Source organism: Asticcacaulis sp., assembly GCA_024707255.1.
GTDB lineage: Bacteria > Pseudomonadota > Alphaproteobacteria > Caulobacterales > Caulobacteraceae > Asticcacaulis.
In genome coordinates, this window is sequence record JANQAC010000001.1 from 1,396,909 (window position 1) to 1,412,812 (window position 15,904).

The window sequence follows — 15,904 nt, forward strand, 5'->3', positions numbered from 1 at the left end:
GTCCGGAGTCATATGCGTCATGCCGTCAGCTTCGACTGGTTACGAACGTAAAACAGCAGCGTTGTCAGCGCGCCTTGCGTCATACCCTCGATACGTCCCGCCTGCCCCAGGGTTTGCGGACGGATGCGGTTAAGCTTTTCCCGTGCCTCATTCGACAGGCCCAGGATCGACATATAGTCGATATCATCCGGCAGGGCGAGATTTTCATCTTTACGGAAGCTCTCTATCTCCGCTTTTTGACGCGGCATATAGCCGGCATAAAGGGCATCGACTTCTACCTGCTCATAGAGGGCATCCGGCCAAGACTTGATTTCAGGCCACAGGGTTTCCAGGCGCTCACGATTGCAGGAGTCATAGGCCATCAATTGTGTGACGTTACGCCGCTGGCCATCACCATTGACCTGAATGCCCTGCGCCAGTGCTTCCTTTGGCGCGGCGACCAGTTCGGCGGCGCGCACGCGAATAGCATCCAAAGCCGCCTTCTTTTCCAGCCAGGCCGTTTTGCGCGCTTCACCGACGACACCGATGGCCAGACCATGATCGGTCAGGCGCTGATCGGCATTATCGGCGCGCAAGCTGAGGCGAAACTCCGCCCGCGAGGTGAACATACGATAGGGCTCGGTTACGCCGCGCGTCACCAGGTCATCGATCATTACGCCGATATAGGCTTGGTCCCGGCCAAGGACCGTCGGTGCATAGTCCCCTGCCCGTGCGGCCGCATTTATGCCGGCCATCAGGCCTTGAGCCCCAGCCTCTTCGTAACCCGTCGTGCCATTGATCTGACCAGCCAGAAATAAACCCGGCAGAGACTTCAATTCGAGTGTCGGGTGCAGTTCGCGCGGATCGACAAAGTCGTATTCGATGGCATAGGCGTAGCGCTTGATCACCACATCTTCAAGGCCGACAATGGTGCGAATAAAGGCCTCTTGAGTCTCTTCCGAGACACTGGTCGAGATGCCGTTTGGATAGACCGTATCATCGTCATAACCCTCTGGCTCCAGGAATATCTGGTGCGAGGTCTTGTCAGCGAACTTAACCACCTTGTCCTCTATGGATGGGCAATAGCGCGGCCCGCTACCGGATAGATGGCCACCATAAACCGCCGATTCCGTCAGACGGTCGGCAATGATCTGGTGTGTCTTCTCATTGGTATAGGTGATGCCGCAGGCGATCTGACCGCGCTCTATCGCGGGCGTCAGCATGGAGAAAGGCTGAATCGGATCGTCACCCAACTGTTGCTCCAGGCGATCCCAGTGGATGGTCTTGCCATCAAGACGCGCCGGCGTGCCTGTTTTCAGGCGGCCTATATCGAGTTTCAAATCATAGAGACGCTGGCCCAGGCCATTGGCCGGGGCATCGCCCCAGCGACCGGCCGCCATGCGCTTTTCACCAATATGGATGACCCCACGCAGAAAAGTCCCCGTCGTTAGCACAACAGCCTTCGCCAGATAAGACTGACCGGCAGCATCAATCACCCCGGTCACCACATCCTTTTCCAGGATCAGGTCTTCGACCGCTGCTTCGATAATGGTCAGGTTCGGGGTCTGGAAAAGTTCGGCCTGCACCGCTTCCCGATAAAGCTTGCGGTCGATCTGGGCGCGCGGCCCGCGCACGGCTGGGCCTTTGGACTTGTTCAGAACTTTGAACTGCATCCCGCCGATATCGGCCATGCGCCCCATAATGCCGTCAAGCGCATCGATCTCACGCACCAAATGGCCCTTGCCCAGACCACCAATGGCCGGGTTGCATGACATCTCGCCGAGCGTGTCCTTGCGATGAGTCAACAGAAGTGTTTTGGCGCCCATGCGCGCGGAAGCGGTCGCGGCCTCGCAACCGGAATGACCACCGCCAACGACAATAACATCCCAGAGTGTTTTGGGTTCATACATACGCAAACTTTCAAAAGGAGACGCGGCCTATAGCAGATAAGGCCAGGTCGGTCGATTCTATTTGCCTATGCAGAAACTGGAAAAGATGACATCCAGCACGCCCTCGACATCATAGCGGCCGAATAGCTGCTCGAAACTGTTGATCGCTGAGCGGATATTTTCCGCCGCCAGTTCGGGAATAGCCAGATTGGACCGCGACGCCACGACCAGTTGATCGCGGGCCTCTGTCAGCCGCTCGATATGTCGCAGGCGCGTCGCCGCCGGAAAGGTCTGGGCAGAAAGCTGCGCTCCGACAATCTGTTCTACAGCAGCGACCAACTCTGTCACGCCCTCACCCAGCGCCACACTGACAGCATAAACCGATGTTTCACGTGAAACACGCAAAGCGGCGACAGCTTCACGTTCATGTGCTTCCGCTTCGTCAATCTTATTGAAGACAATCAAATCGCCTTCACGGAAATCTTCTGGCAAGGCGGGTGCCGTTGAGTCGATTACCCAGATGCGCAGATCGGCTTCATCAGCCTTGGCTCTCGCTCGACGGATACCCTCCGCTTCCACCACTTCATCGGTGTCACGCAAACCGGCCGTATCATAAAGCAGGACGGAATAGGGCCCGATACGCAGTTGGGCTTCGATGATGTCTCGCGTCGTGCCGGCTATGGGCGTGACGATCGCGGCCTCGGCCTTGAGAAGAGCATTGAACAGGCTGGACTTACCGGCATTCGGTTCGCCCAGAATAACAATGCGATAGCCTTCACGGATTTGCCGGCCACGATGAGAGTCAGCAATAGCGATCGTCAGTTTGGTTTCCAAAGCGCGGATACGGCCAAGGATGGACTCCATCAATTCTGGCGGCAGATCTTCATCCGGAAAATCGATATAGACTTCCAGCCGCGCCAGAATATCGATCAGATCAGAGCGCCAGTTTTCATACTGCTGTTTCAGTCCCCCACTCAATTGGGTCAAAGCCTGTCGCCTTTGCGCCTCGGATTCGGCATCGACCAGATCGGCAATGGCCTCGGCTTGAGTCAGGTCCAGCTTGCCATGCGCCAGCGCGCGGCGGGAAAATTCGCCCGGTGCCGCCAGTTGCAAACCCAGTTCGGTCAGGATGAGATACAGGCGATCGAGAATGGCTTTCGAGCCATGGACGTGAAGCTCAACACAGTCTTCGCCAGTGAAGCTATGCGGCGCCTTAAACCAGATGACCACCGCTTCATCGATCAGTTCGTCTCGCCAGGTCAGCGGCGTATAGACCGCCATGCGCGGAGTCAGCATCTTGGCTGTGAGTTGCTGAACAGCCCAGACCGCCCTGTCACCGGAGAGACGGATGATCGACACCCCTGCCCGGCCCTGCGCTGAGGCCAGAGCGAAAATTGTGTGTTTCACGTGAAACACTTCCTTAATACTATTTGCCAGTGCTGAAAGGTTTGAGGCTGGCCTGAGCCGCCGACTGCATCAGTTTAAAGAACTGATCCTGAGCCGTGACCCCCAAGCTCGACCAGTTTTTCAGCATCTCTTCCGGCTGCATAGAGTGGATATTCTGCGCCAGGCGTTCCTGCATGGCGTTCATCATGTAATCGTTCAGCGGCTGGACATCGGGCAAGCCGAGAAAGGTGCGGGCCTCTTCCGGCGTGCATTCGACATTGACCGTGACCTTCATGATGATCTCCAGAACGGAATATAAAACGAATCAACCCGATATGATCCTCTCATACCGGGTTGACAAGAGCTATATTGCTTTAACATTCCAAACGCAGAGCCTTTGGTAAGCACGACTGTTCGCCCGAGCCTTTGCGAGGAGACTTGGGGCGCCTAGCCCGGCGCTTGAGCGCTTACTAAGTGTTCATCGACTGGAAGAACTCGGCATTGTTCTTCGTCTGGCGCAGTTTGTCGCTGAGGAACTCGATCGCGTCCTGAGCGCCCATCGGATTGAGAATACGGCGCAGCACATAGGTCTTTTGCAGGTTGACCTTGTCGGTCAGCAGTTCTTCCTTGCGGGTGCCGGACTTGAGAATGTCCATCGCCGGGAAGACGCGCTTGTCGGCCACCTTGCGGTCGAGCACGATTTCCGAGTTACCCGTGCCCTTGAATTCTTCAAAGATGACTTCGTCCATGCGCGAGCCCGTATCGATCAGCGCCGTGGCAATGATGGTCAGCGAACCGCCTTCTTCGATATTACGCGCGGCGCCGAAGAAGCGCTTCGGGCGTTGCAGAGCATTGGCGTCGACACCGCCGGTCAGCACCTTGCCGGATGACGGCACGACGGTGTTATAGGCACGCCCGAGACGCGTGATTGAATCGAGCAGAATCACGACATCGCGCTTGTGTTCGACCAGGCGCTTGGCCTTTTCGATGACCATTTCAGCGACCTGAACGTGGCGGGTGGCCGGTTCGTCGAAAGTCGAGGAAATGACTTCACCGCGGACGGTGCGCTGCATGTCGGTCACTTCTTCCGGGCGTTCGTCGATCAGCAGAACGATCAGGTAGCAATCCGGGTGATTGGCGGCGACCGACTTGGCAATATTTTGCAGCATGACCGTCTTACCGACGCGCGGCGGCGCAACGATCAGGCAGCGCTGGCCCTTGCCGAGCGGCGCCACGATATCGATGATGCGGCCGGAGCGATCTTTCAGGGTAGGGTCTTCGATCTCCATCCACAGACGCTGATCAGGATAGAGCGGCGTCAGGTTATCGAAATGGACCTTGTGGCGGATATTTTCCGGGTCTTCGAAATTGATGGTCTGGATCTTGAGCAGGGCAAAATAACGCTCGCCTTCACGCGGCGAACGGATCGGCCCTTCGACCGTATCGCCTGTGCGCAAACCATGACGACGGATTTGCTGCGGCGAGACATAGATATCATCCGGGCCTGGCAGGTAGTTGGCTTCGGGTGAGCGCAGGAAGCCGAAGCCATCCTGGAGCACTTCCATTACGCCGGAGCCGGTGATTTCGACGCCCTCTTCGGCCAGTGCCTTCAGCACGGCGAAGAGCATATCCTGCTTGCGCATATTGGAAGCATTTTCGACGCCCAGGGATTCGGCGAAAGTCAGCAGGTCGGTCGATGATTTGTCCTTCAGGGTCTGAAGTGAAATCTTCTGGCCGGCCATCGAGCCTTCGACTTCTTCCTCTTCGCTCTCGTCCGTTTCGAGGTCGGCGTCCAGGGTATCGTCGGTCAGGTTGTCTTCGGCCTGAATTCCGTTTTCGGGGGTTTCGGTATCGTCGGTCATGGTATTCTCTTTGTCAGGAACAGGATACGCGCGAAGTAAAGCCAAGGCTTTTCAGCCTGTGAAATCATCGTATCCCCAGCCCGTTTTAGCTAAACGCTTGAAAAGGCTTATAAATGTCAAATGAAGTGGCTGTTCCACAGAACGTGGCGCCATCAGGACGGCTGTCAAAACAGCTTAGGTCGGGTGCGATAACTACACCAACGCGGTCGATCGTCAAGTTAATCCTTATGGGACGTGGGTCTGTGACCCCACATCTGTCTTAAATGATCAAATTTGCCAGAACTGCAAGGTCACCGCCAGCACCATGATGATGGCCAGTACAAACGGCACCTCATTCATCTTGCGCCAGAAACTTTCGGTCCCGATCGGCTCACCGCGTTGCAGCTTCTTGAACCGCACCGCCAGGAAATGGTGGTAACCCGTGATCCCCACAATCCCCAGTTCCTTGACCACGAACCACGGCTCCCAAAAGAACTTCCAGCCTTCCATAAAACGAACGTGATAGACGATCAGGCAGGTACCGAACAGCCAGACCGCGATCATGGCAGGGTTCATGATCAGGCGCAGCAGATTGCGCTCCATCACCTTGAAGACATCGGTCACCGCCGTCACTTCGGCGTTCTTGATATGGTAGATGAATAGCCGCGGCAGATAGAGAAGACCGGCCATCCAGGCAATCACCGCCAGGATATGCAAACCGCGAAACAAATCGTACCAATTCACGCAGCACCTCTTTTCGGACAGAAGCTGTGACACTTGCCACAGTTATGATCACCCACCACGCGATCACCGGAACCGATGGCTTTCAGCACCTCATCATTCAATGCCTTGATATAGCTGGCGTTCACGCCCAAGGCCGGCAGGCGGATATAGTCTTTCACGCCGGATGCTGCCGCCAGATGGGCATATTCGATATCCAGCTCCACCAGGGTCTCGATATGCTCTGAAACAAAGGCGATCGGCACCAGGATGATCGATTTGCCATCGGCACCGGCCTTCTGGATGCTGGCATCGGTCGAAGGTCCGATCCATTTCATGGGCCCGACCCGGCTTTGATAACAGATGCTGTGCTCGATCGGATTGCCGAGCCCCGCCATGATCTTCGCCACGCAGGATTCGACCTGCTCCTGATAGGGATCCCCCCGCGCAATAATGCTTTCCGGCAAACCATGCGCGGAGAACAAAAGACGGTAATGGCCCGGCTGTTTCAATGTCCCTATCTTTTCCCGGATGGCATCGACATGCGCCTTGATGAAGTGGGCATTGTCCGAATAACAGCAGACCGAAGTCACCCTGGCCTTGCCGAAGTAGGCTTTCTGAAAAGCCTGGAAGGATGACAGGGTTGTGGTCGAAGAAAACTGCGGATAGAGCGGCAGTAGCACAATCTCATCCGGTCCCCACGCGTCGATTTCCCGTACCGTGTCTTCAACAAATGGATGCCAGTAACGCATCCCGATAAAGACCTTCGCCTCGATGCCCTTGGTATTGGCGGTAATATAGGCTTCCAGCGCCTGACTTTGCGCCTGCGTTTCCTTCAGGATCGGCGAACCACCGCCCATATGGGCGTAATTCTTTCTGGCTGAAGGCGCCCGCCGGCTGGAAATCAGCGAAGCGACGCCCTGCCTGATACCGAACGGCAGGTTAATGATGTTCTTGTCGGCAAAGAGATTATAGAGAAACCCCTGCACATCTTCGGGGTTTTTCGGTCCACCCAGATTGAACAACAATACCGCTATGCGCTTCATTCGCCTCTGATCCGCTTGAGCGCCTGCTCGACATGAGCCATCGGCGTATCCGGAAAGATGCCGTGGCCCAGATTGAAGATCAAGGGCCCCTGCCCCCAGCTTTGCAAAATCAGGTCGATGGCTTCATCCAGCGCCCGGCCGCCGGACCGCAATACCACCGGGTCGAGCGCGCCCTGGATCGGCATTTTCTTTTGCAATTCGATACCTAGCTTCATCGGCGTCGCCGTACCGAGCCCCATGCCCTGAACCGGCACCTGATTGGCATAATCATGGCACCGCGCTTCGGCGCCGCGCGGAAAACCGATGATCGGCAGGGTTACACCCAGTTCTCTAACGCGCCGGATAAGCCGGATATGCGGCTGGATGATCAGGCTGTCGAAATAAGGATCAGGGAACCCTTCCGCCCAGCTTTCGAAGATCTTCAGAACCTGCGCACCATTATCGGCCTGCATCTTCAGATACTGCGCCGAGGCTTCAATGACGATATCCGTCAGATCGAGCACCTTCTGGTAATCATCATAGACGAAGGCCCTAATGAGACTGCGATCGTGGGCCTTCTTGCCGTTCAGCATATAGGTCATCACGGTCCAGGGTCCGCCGCAGAAACCGATCAGCGTGGTCTCTGGCGAAAGTTCGGCTTTTACGCGGGCAACCGTCTCACCGACATTTTTCAGAGCCTCACCTGCCAGGCTGGCTTTCTCCCGCATAGCGTCCAGTGCCGGCAGTTCACCCAAAACTGGCCCTTCACCGGCCGCAAAGGTCAGGTCCTGTCCCAAAGCCAGGGGGATCATCAGAATGTCTGAAAAAAGAATGGCGGCGTCAAAACCATAGCGCCGGATCGGCTGCAAGGTCGCTTCGGCCGCTTTCTCCGGAGTGAGACAGAAATCAACGAACCCCTTGGTGGTTGCCCGAAGTTCCCGGTATTCCGGTAGATACCGTCCGGCCTGACGCATGAACCATACCGGAGGCACCCTAAGTGTCTGCCCTTGAAGGACGGCCAGGATCGATGGATTTACGGATGCCTGAGCGAGGGTCATGAGTCAACCTGTGTGAAACTGACCTTCCCTTAGCCCTAATCTAAATAAAAAGAAAAGGGTTTGTAGAAGGTTATAGGGCCGGGGACAGTGCGCAAAAGTGTCGCAGATTTCGCCGGATTCACGGGTTTTTCACATGCCATCCGGAATGGTTAATGCTTCATTAACAGCCCTGTGAATGACTTGGATAATTAACCAAATATTAGTATTGCTTAAAAAATTCTTAATTCGTTTTGGCGAGTCAATGTGAATGGTTAATGAAGAATTAACTTACGCACAGAGAGCCATAAGAAATTCATACAGAACGGGTGAGAGTCGATAAGCATCGGGTAAATGCGCCGGTTATGCCCGCTATCCCCTGCCCTTGCGGTGATTTGCGAATTATCGGATGATTGTCCACGACAGACCCCGACTTATACAGCCGCCTTATCCCCAGTTCGGCACACAGATTTAATTTTACAGGCTTTGCATGTCCTCCCCCTCAGCCAAGATCGGCAGCTATTTTCACGTCCACCTGGTATCGGATTCGACAGGCGAAACCCTGAACGCCCTGGCCAAGGCGGCGGCCGCGCGCTTTGAAGGCATCCTGCCGATTGAACATATCTACGTGCTGATCCGCTCGGAAAAGCAGTTGGAACGTGCCCTTGTGGAAATCGAGAGTTTTCCGGGCATCGTTCTGCACACCATGGTCGATATGGAATTGCGGACGGCCCTGGAAGCGCGGTGCCGCGAAATGGATATGCCGGCGATCGGCGTGCTGGATCCGCTGGTCGTGGCGTTTTCCCGTCATTTGGGCGCGGCGGTTTCCAAGCGCGTTGGCGCCCAGCATAATCTCGACAATGAATATTTCGAGCGCATCGAGGCACTGAACTATGCCATCGCCCATGATGATGGTGCGGCGGCCGACCGGGTGAAGAATGCCGATGTCGTTCTGGTGGGGGTCAGCCGCACCTCGAAGACCCCGACCTGCATCTATCTGGCGCACCGCGGCATCAAGGCGGCCAATATTCCGCTGGTGCCCGGCCGGGGGCTGCCGGAGGAACTGGACGATATGAACATCCCGCTGGTGGTGGGCCTGATTGCGTCTCCGGAGCGGCTGATTTCAATCCGCAAGAACCGCCTGCTGACCCTGAATGACGATCGTCCCTCTTCCTATACGGATACTGAAGCGGTGCGGCAGGAGATCATCGCTGCGCGCCGGCTGTTCGAGCGCAAGGGCTGGCCGGTAATCGATGTGACGCGGCGCTCGATCGAGGAAACCTCGGCGACGATTATCAGTTTGCTGAACGAGAAGCGGACGGGGAGGCTTGGAGGTATTTGAAGATGCGGGGTCGCGGACCCCACACCCCGAAACCGGACTGTGATACTTATATAAACATTCTAAAATGGGACCTCTTTGAAGTCCCATTTTAGAATGTTTGCGCAAATAACACTGTCGAGTTATGGGGTGCAGGGGCCCCCGCCCCCGCAACTTCAAAGACCTTCATGACCCAACTCATTCTCGCTTCCGCTTCCGCCTCCCGTTCCGCGCTCCTGACCGGCGCCGGTCTGTCTCACACCAAAATCCCGGCCCATCTCGACGAAGACGCCATCAAGGACGAATGTCTGGCGCGCGGTCACAGCCCCAAATCCGTGGCGCTGAAACTGGCCGAGGCCAAGGCGCTGCATGTCTCGACCCGTAATCCTGGCCTAGTGCTGGGCGGCGATCAGGTATTGCAACTCGAAAACGACCTGATCAGCAAGTCGCACGATCTCGATGAAGCCCGCGCCCTGCTCAGGCGCATGAGCGGCAAGGTCCACTATCTTCATGCCGGCATGGCCCTGGCGGAAAGCGGCCAGATCGTCTGGTCAAATGTCGAAACCGCCGAAATGACCGCGCGTCCACTGTCCGATGAATTTATCGACTCTTATCTGGCGCAGACGGGCGACAAGATCCTTTCCAGCGTCGGTTGCTACCAACTGGAAGGAGAAGGCGTGCATCTGTTCGAAGCCATTCGCGGCGACTACTTCACCGTGCTGGGTCTCCCCCTCCTGCCGCTTCTGGCGCAACTGCGTAACCTCAAAGTGGTGATGGCATGAGTGATCTTCCCATTGGGCTCCCCACAGGCGCGGCCATGGTCGCCGGCGTGGTCGGCCAGCCGATCCACCATTCTCTGAGCCCCTTTTTGCATACCGCCTGGCTGCGCGACCTGGGTTTGAATGGCGTCTATGCGCCTTTCGGGCCCAAGGATGAACATGGTTTCGATCGCCTGATCCTCTCCTGCCGCTCCAACGGCATCAAGGGTCTGAACGTCACCGCCCCTTTTAAAGCACAGGCCCTCGCCTTGGCCGATACGGTCTCCGATACCGCCAGAAAGGCCGGATCGGCTAATCTGCTGACCTTTGATGACGACGGCTATGTCCATGCCGATTCCACCGATGGTCATGGCCTGCTCCGCGCTTTTGAACTTCAGGCACCGGACTGCGATCTGACCTCGGCGCCGGTGGCGATCATGGGCGCCGGCGGGGCTTCGCGCGCGGTTGTCGCGGCTCTGCTTGATAAAGGCTGCCCGGAAGTCCGTATCATCAACCGCACCCTGGCCCGCGCCGAAGAACTGGTCTTTGCCTTCCAAACGAGCGTCACGGCTTTCGACCTGACCCAGGTGGCCCGCGCCTTTGAGGGCGCTATCGCTGTAATCAATGCGGCTTCTGGTGGCCCTCATCCGCTGTTTGAAGGTTTGAGCGAAAACGCCGCCGTCATGGATATGACCTACCGCCCGCTGAAAACCGCCTGGTTGCTGGCGGCGGAAGCCAATGGCCTCAAAACGGTCGATGGTTTGAATATGCTGATCGAACAAGCGCGGCCCAGCTTCCAGGCGTTTTATGGTGTCGCGCCGCGCGCAGATTTCGATATCCGCAAGTTGGCGCTGGACTTCCTGGGTGAAACCGAATGATCACGCTCGGCCTGACAGGCTCCATCGGCATGGGCAAATCAACCATCGCGGCCATGTTTGCCGACGAAGGCGTGCCGGTGTGGGATGCCGACCTGGCCGTCCACCGGCTTTACGCGGAATCCGAACCGCTGAAATCAAAGCTCGTTGAAACCTTCGGTGATGTGCTGACGGAGGGCGTGGTCGATCGGGTGAAACTGTCGGCGGCCCTGAAGGGCGAGGCGGCGAATTTCGAAAGACTGGACGCCATCGTCCATCCGGCGACTGTGGCGGACCGCAACCGTTATCTGGCCGAACACACCGACGCGCCCCTGGTGGTTGCTGATATTCCGCTGCTCTATGAAACCGGCGCAGAGGCGTCTCTCGACAAGGTTCTGGTGGTCAGTGCCCCGGCCGATGTGCAGGCGGCGCGGGTGCTGGCGCGCGCCGGCATGACCGAGACCAAGTTCGAGGCGATCCTGGCACGCCAGATGCCGGACGCGGAAAAGCGTGCGCGGGCGGATTTCGTCATCGATACGTCGAAAAGCCTCGATGAGTGCCGCGATGCTGTGCGGTTGTTGATTGAAAAACTGACCTCTTTACAAGATACCCCGGCTTAAGCCACACACAGATCATGGCGCTTGAAATCGTACTCGACACCGAAACCACCGGCATTGACCACCGCAAGGGTCACCGCCTGATCGAAATCGGCTGCATCGAGATTGAAGACCTGTTGCCGACCGGTCGGACCTATCACCGCTATATCGATCCGGAACGGGAAATCGAGGCGGATGCGATCCGGGTTCACGGCATCACCAATGAAATGGTGCGCGGCAAGCCGAAGATGGCCGAGATTTGCGACGAACTGCTGGAATTTATCGGCGACCGCAAGATCATCGCGCACAATGCTTCGTTCGACCGCGGCTTCATCAATATGGAGCTGGAGCGGCACAGTCGTCCCTTTCCACCGGATCACCAGTGGATCGATACCCTGGAAATGGCGCGCCTGAAATTTCCGGGCGCGGCCAATTCGCTCGATGCCCTGTGCCGGCGCTTCAATATTTCCCTGGCCGAACGTGATCTGCACGGCGCCCTGATCGATGCCCGGCTGTTGGCCAGTGTTTACCTCGAACTGCTGGGCGGCAAGGAACGCGGGCTCGATCTCGAAATGGCCGGCGCACGGGCCAGTGCCGCGGCCACGGCCAACCATACCGGTTATGCGCCGCGTCCGCGTCCGCTGGCTTCAAGAATAACGGCCGCGGAAGCCGAGGCGCATGAGGCGTTTGTCAAAAAATACCTGAAAGACAAGGCGCTCTGGCCGGCCGGTGGTTAAGCCGCCTTGCGTCCGGAGCGCAGCAGCCACAGCATGTCTTCGAGCACATGCGGATCGACGGGCTTGACCAGGTGCAGGTCGAAACCGGCGGTGGCGGTTTTTCGGCGCATGTGTTCATCACCCCAGCCGGTCTGGGCGATAATCTTGACATGTTTCAGGTCCGGCATGGCACGCAGGGCTTCGCAAACCTGAAGGCCGTCCATGCCGGGCATACCGATATCGAGCAGAATAACATCGGGCCGGAAGTCCGCAGCCATTTTCAGCGCGGTCTTGCCGTCATGACAGCTTTTGACCGTGTCGCCGAAGAGTTCGACCGTCCAGTGCAGGGTATCGGCGGATGCCTGGTTATCATCAACGACCAGTACACGCAGGGCAGAATTTTCAGACATCGATAAGGACAGGTTTCAACTGGCGAATTTACGCGGGGCGTCCCTTTACCGCGCGTGATATAAAAAATCGCTGTGGCTTTGCTGAGGACGCAAAAAAGCCCGGCGTCACCACCGGGCTTTACGAAGATAGCCACAAACTCTGATTTCCAAACGCTTCAACGTTTGGCAAGCACAAGGCGCGCCCGAGGGGGACGCCTAGTCCCGATGCGAGGTATCTCTTATGCAAAAAGGCTTGATCGCTTAAGCGATTAAGCCTGACCTACGGTCTGCTGCGACTGGATATTGCCCTTTTGCTGCAGGTACAGCGCGCCGAAATCGATCGGATCGAGGAAGAAGGGCGGGGTGAAGCCGCCATCGGCCGTGGCATCGGCGATGATGCGGCGGGCGAACGGGAAGAGATAGCGCGGGCATTCGACGAGCAGGGTCGGCTCGATCATCTGTTCGGGGATATTGCCGAGTTGGAACAGGCCGCCATAGACCAGTTCGATGGCGAACATCGGGCCTTCGGGTGTCGAGGCTTTCACGGTCAGCTTGATATCAACCTCAAACATGCCGTCCGGACGGCCTTTCGCGCTCATTTCGACGCCGAGATCGACTTCCGGCCGCGAATCCATGCGCAGGGAATTGGGCGCGCGGGGGTTTTCGAACGAGAAGTCGCGGATGAATTGCGCCAGAACCTGCATTTGCGGGGCGGGCGGTTGTTCGGGGGTGCGCTCGGGCGTGAAGGCGTCAGACATAAAAACAGGCTCCGGTAATCGAATGTGTCGGGGTGGAAAACGGCCGCGCCCGACATGTGTGGAAATGCGACTATCAGATAAGAAAATTTTAAGCAATCAAACGAAGAGTTCCGTTTCCTTAAACTTATCCTATATAGTTACCATCCGGGTGCCCGAAAGGCGCCCAAATATGTCTGCCGGCCCGAAAAAGCCAGATTCGAAAACAGAAGAGACGTTTCCCGTGAACACCCAAGTGATAGCCCTCGTTGTTTTTGCCGTGCTGGCTGTGGTGATCCTGTTGCAGCTTTATAATGTGCTGGGCCGCAAGACGGGTTTCCGTCCGGAAGAAAAGCCGGCGGGCCCCAAGGGTGAGGAGCTGGATGCCGCCGTGCGTGCCGAGCGCGTACCCGAAGGGATGCGGATGCCCAATCTCGAAACCCTGAAGACGCGCGACGTCAATTTCAACGAGATCAACTTCCTGGAAAAGGCCCGCGAAACCTATGAGCAGGTGGTGATCGCCTTTCATAAGGGCGAACTCGATCCGATCAGGGACCGTTTGTCAGAACGCGTATTGACCAGTTTCCGCGACGCCATAGGCCGGCGTACTGGCGCGCCAAAGGATACGGTCAGTTTCGTCGATACGCCAAAGGCGGATCTCGACCTGATCGATTTCAAGGAAGACCTGGCGCAGATCCGCGTCCGCTTCCTGTCCGAACTGGCCTATGAAGAGGTGGCTGTACCGGGCGAGACCACGGATGCCGCCGTGCCTGTCACCACGCCGGATAAAAAGGCCGAGCCGGTCAAGCCGCACCGTACCTATAAGCGCACCGCTGAATACTGGACCTTCCAGAAGGTCATGAAAAACCCTGCCAATCCCTGGTTGCTCACCAAGGTAGAGGCGGCCAAGGCGTGAGGTTGAGGTCAGGTTTTGCGCTTGGTCTGCTGGCCTTGCTGGTGGTTGCCTGCGCCGAAAGACCGGTCACGCCGCCGGTGGTGACGCCGCCCAAGGCGCCTGAAGTGCCGCCGGTCTACCTGCCGACGCCCGTTCCCGAAGGTGCGCGCCTGTCTGACCTGCCCGGCTGGGAAAATACCGATCCCTTCATCGCCATCGAGGCCCTGCGCGCCACCTGCCAGTATAAAAAGGGCCGCCAGTACGCCGATATCTGCGCTGCCATGGCCCGCCAGGATTTCGAGACACCTCAGCAGATCATGGCTTTCCTCAACGTGCATTTCCGCGTCGAGAAGGTGGAGGGCCAAGGTTTGCTGACCGGCTATTTCGTGCCGGACTATGACGCGCAACTGACGCCGGATGCCGAGTTTTCTCAGCCGGTGCGTACCAAGCCTGCTGATCTGGTCTATGTGCCAGGATCACAGATGACGCCGGCCTCTTCGGCGCCGAAGGTAGCGGCGCGCCGGCTGGGCGATCTCTACGTCCCCTACTTCACCCGCGCCGAGATCGAACAGCTCCCTGCAAATGCGCAATATTATATGCGGCCGGAAGATTATTTCTTCATGCAGCTTCAGGGGTCTGGCTTCCTTGATCTGCCCGATGGCAAACGTGTCTATGCCGCCTATGCCGCCGATAATGGCTGGCCGTTTGTCGGCATTGCCAAGACCTTGACCGAGCGCGGTATCCTCGACAAAACCCAGACCTCCGGCGACAATATCCACGCCTGGCTGGCGGCGCATCGCGGGCCGGAAGCGACTGAGATCATGAACACCAATCCGCGCTATGGCTTTTTCGCCATCCAACCGGACCAGACCGAGCCGGTCGGCGCCTCGGGCCTGGCCCTGCCTTCGGGATCGGCCATTGCTATCGACCCGACGCAGAACGACATGGGCGACCTGTTCTGGATCGACGCCGATGCCGGCGCGCTCAAGGATCCGTTCCCGACCTATCAGCGCATGGTAGCGGCGCTGGATACCGGCGGGGCGATCAAGGGCAAGATACGGGCAGACCTCTATGTCGGTCATGGCCAGCGCGCCGGATCGGAAGCCGGCCGTATCAAGCATACCCTGCGCATGTGGCGGCTGGTGCCCTATACAGGCAATTAACTCCGAATGCGTCAGCATTCGGCAAGGGCGACTGCCCGTCGCCGCCTTTGCGGCGAGCCATGCGGCGCTTGAGCTCTAAAAATGAAAGGCTATTCGCAGGGCATCGAAGCACAAGATCCCCAAAACACCCGAACTTGCCAGGAACAGGCAGAAGCGGATGGTGGTGATATTGGCGGTCGATTGCACGACGGAATGGATGATGCGCAAGGCAACATAGAGCCAGGCGAGATATTCCATGCCGGGATTAGACAAACCGCTCAGGAAAATGCCGAGGCACAGCGCATAGAACAGGGTCGGCTGCTGCATCAGGTTGTTGTAATTGTCGGCGGCCCATTGCGCCTGGGGCGGCATCTGGCGGATGGCCTCACCGCTTTGCAGGCGGGCTTCCGATATGGCGTAGCGGACAAGCGCGGGCAGCCTGCGGACATAGAGCCAGACAAGCATGATCATCGACCAGGCAACAAGCGCGAGCACGGGTTGTATCATCGTGCCCGTAACCTAACCGCCAAAAGCTAAATTAAGATTGAATAACGCCGCATAAACCATAACGGCCGGCCATGTTTTTCGTGCGTTTGCAGCGTCGATCTGATGGGAGCGTATGCGCTCC

17 protein-coding genes are annotated in these 15,904 nt (G+C 57.5%); 7 read left to right on the forward strand and 10 right to left on the reverse strand.

The features are described from left to right. Positions 1 to 17: 17 nt before the first annotated feature. From mnmG to hemE, 7 genes are all read right to left on the reverse strand, one after another. Positions 18 to 1,889: a tRNA uridine-5-carboxymethylaminomethyl(34) synthesis enzyme MnmG gene (mnmG, locus tag NVV72_06735; protein MCR6659039.1), complete on the reverse strand. Its 1,872-nt coding sequence runs from the start codon at positions 1,887 to 1,889 to the stop codon at positions 18 to 20. Positions 1,890 to 1,946: 57 nt separating this feature from the next. After that, positions 1,947 to 3,275, reverse strand: coding sequence for a tRNA uridine-5-carboxymethylaminomethyl(34) synthesis GTPase MnmE (gene mnmE / locus NVV72_06740; GenBank protein ID MCR6659040.1), 1,329 nt, complete (start codon positions 3,273 to 3,275; stop codon positions 1,947 to 1,949). Between the two features lie 19 nt (positions 3,276 to 3,294). Further along, the gene (locus NVV72_06745; protein MCR6659041.1) at positions 3,295 to 3,549 is read right to left on the reverse strand and encodes a DUF6489 family protein; all 255 of its coding nucleotides are present in this window, start codon (positions 3,547 to 3,549) and stop codon (positions 3,295 to 3,297) included. A gap of 175 nt (positions 3,550 to 3,724) precedes the next feature. Next, a complete protein-coding gene (rho, locus tag NVV72_06750) occupies positions 3,725 to 5,116 on the reverse strand; it encodes a transcription termination factor Rho (protein ID MCR6659042.1) in 1,392 nt (463 codons plus the stop codon). 267 nt (positions 5,117 to 5,383) lie between these two features. Then, positions 5,384 to 5,839, reverse strand: a complete 456-nt coding sequence (locus NVV72_06755) for a CopD family protein (protein MCR6659043.1) — start codon at positions 5,837 to 5,839, stop codon at positions 5,384 to 5,386. Next, positions 5,836 to 6,861 carry a ferrochelatase gene (gene hemH / locus NVV72_06760; protein ID MCR6659044.1) on the reverse strand — a complete coding sequence of 342 codons (1,026 nt, stop codon included), beginning with the start codon at positions 6,859 to 6,861 and terminating at the stop codon, positions 5,836 to 5,838. The genes NVV72_06755 and hemH overlap by 4 nt, the downstream gene beginning before the upstream one ends. Continuing rightward, positions 6,858 to 7,898 (reverse strand): uroporphyrinogen decarboxylase, encoded by a 1,041-nt coding sequence (hemE, locus tag NVV72_06765; GenBank protein ID MCR6659045.1) that lies wholly within the window; start codon positions 7,896 to 7,898, stop codon positions 6,858 to 6,860. Before hemE ends, hemH begins: the two co-directional genes overlap by 4 nt. Positions 7,899 to 8,364: 466 nt before the next feature. Between hemE and NVV72_06770 the strand changes: the two genes are divergently transcribed. From NVV72_06770 to dnaQ, 5 genes are all read left to right on the forward strand, one after another. Next, a complete protein-coding gene (locus tag NVV72_06770; GenBank protein ID MCR6659046.1) occupies positions 8,365 to 9,216 on the forward strand; it encodes a kinase/pyrophosphorylase in 852 nt (283 codons plus the stop codon). 164 nt (positions 9,217 to 9,380) lie between these two features. After that, positions 9,381 to 9,974: a Maf family protein gene (locus NVV72_06775; GenBank protein MCR6659047.1), complete on the forward strand. Its 594-nt coding sequence runs from the start codon at positions 9,381 to 9,383 to the stop codon at positions 9,972 to 9,974. After that, positions 9,971 to 10,828, forward strand: a complete 858-nt coding sequence (locus NVV72_06780) for a shikimate dehydrogenase (GenBank protein MCR6659048.1) — start codon at positions 9,971 to 9,973, stop codon at positions 10,826 to 10,828. The genes NVV72_06775 and NVV72_06780 overlap by 4 nt, the downstream gene beginning before the upstream one ends. After that, positions 10,825 to 11,424, forward strand: a complete 600-nt coding sequence (coaE, locus tag NVV72_06785) for a dephospho-CoA kinase (protein MCR6659049.1) — start codon at positions 10,825 to 10,827, stop codon at positions 11,422 to 11,424. Before NVV72_06780 ends, coaE begins: the two co-directional genes overlap by 4 nt. A gap of 14 nt (positions 11,425 to 11,438) precedes the next feature. Further along, positions 11,439 to 12,137 (forward strand): DNA polymerase III subunit epsilon, encoded by a 699-nt coding sequence (gene dnaQ, locus NVV72_06790; protein ID MCR6659050.1) that lies wholly within the window; start codon positions 11,439 to 11,441, stop codon positions 12,135 to 12,137. Here dnaQ and NVV72_06795 read toward each other — a convergent pair. Both NVV72_06795 and secB read right to left on the reverse strand, forming a co-directional pair. After that, positions 12,134 to 12,526, reverse strand: a complete 393-nt coding sequence (locus tag NVV72_06795) for a response regulator (GenBank protein MCR6659051.1) — start codon at positions 12,524 to 12,526, stop codon at positions 12,134 to 12,136. The two genes, dnaQ and NVV72_06795, sit on opposite strands and share 4 nt — an antisense overlap. A 248-nt stretch (positions 12,527 to 12,774) precedes the next feature. Further along, complete coding sequence (secB, locus tag NVV72_06800; GenBank protein ID MCR6659052.1) at positions 12,775 to 13,263, reverse strand: protein-export chaperone SecB; 489 nt, start codon at positions 13,261 to 13,263, stop codon at positions 12,775 to 12,777. Positions 13,264 to 13,483: 220 nt separating this feature from the next. Between secB and NVV72_06805 the strand changes: the two genes are divergently transcribed. Continuing rightward, positions 13,484 to 14,155 (forward strand): Tim44/TimA family putative adaptor protein, encoded by a 672-nt coding sequence (locus NVV72_06805; GenBank protein MCR6659053.1) that lies wholly within the window; start codon positions 13,484 to 13,486, stop codon positions 14,153 to 14,155. Next, positions 14,152 to 15,297 carry an MltA domain-containing protein gene (locus NVV72_06810; GenBank protein ID MCR6659054.1) on the forward strand — a complete coding sequence of 382 codons (1,146 nt, stop codon included), beginning with the start codon at positions 14,152 to 14,154 and terminating at the stop codon, positions 15,295 to 15,297. The genes NVV72_06805 and NVV72_06810 overlap by 4 nt, the downstream gene beginning before the upstream one ends. A gap of 75 nt (positions 15,298 to 15,372) precedes the next feature. Here the strand turns inward: NVV72_06810 and NVV72_06815 are convergent, their stop codons facing one another. Beyond that, positions 15,373 to 15,771: an MAPEG family protein gene (locus tag NVV72_06815; protein MCR6659055.1), complete on the reverse strand. Its 399-nt coding sequence runs from the start codon at positions 15,769 to 15,771 to the stop codon at positions 15,373 to 15,375. Positions 15,772 to 15,904 lie beyond the last annotated feature (133 nt).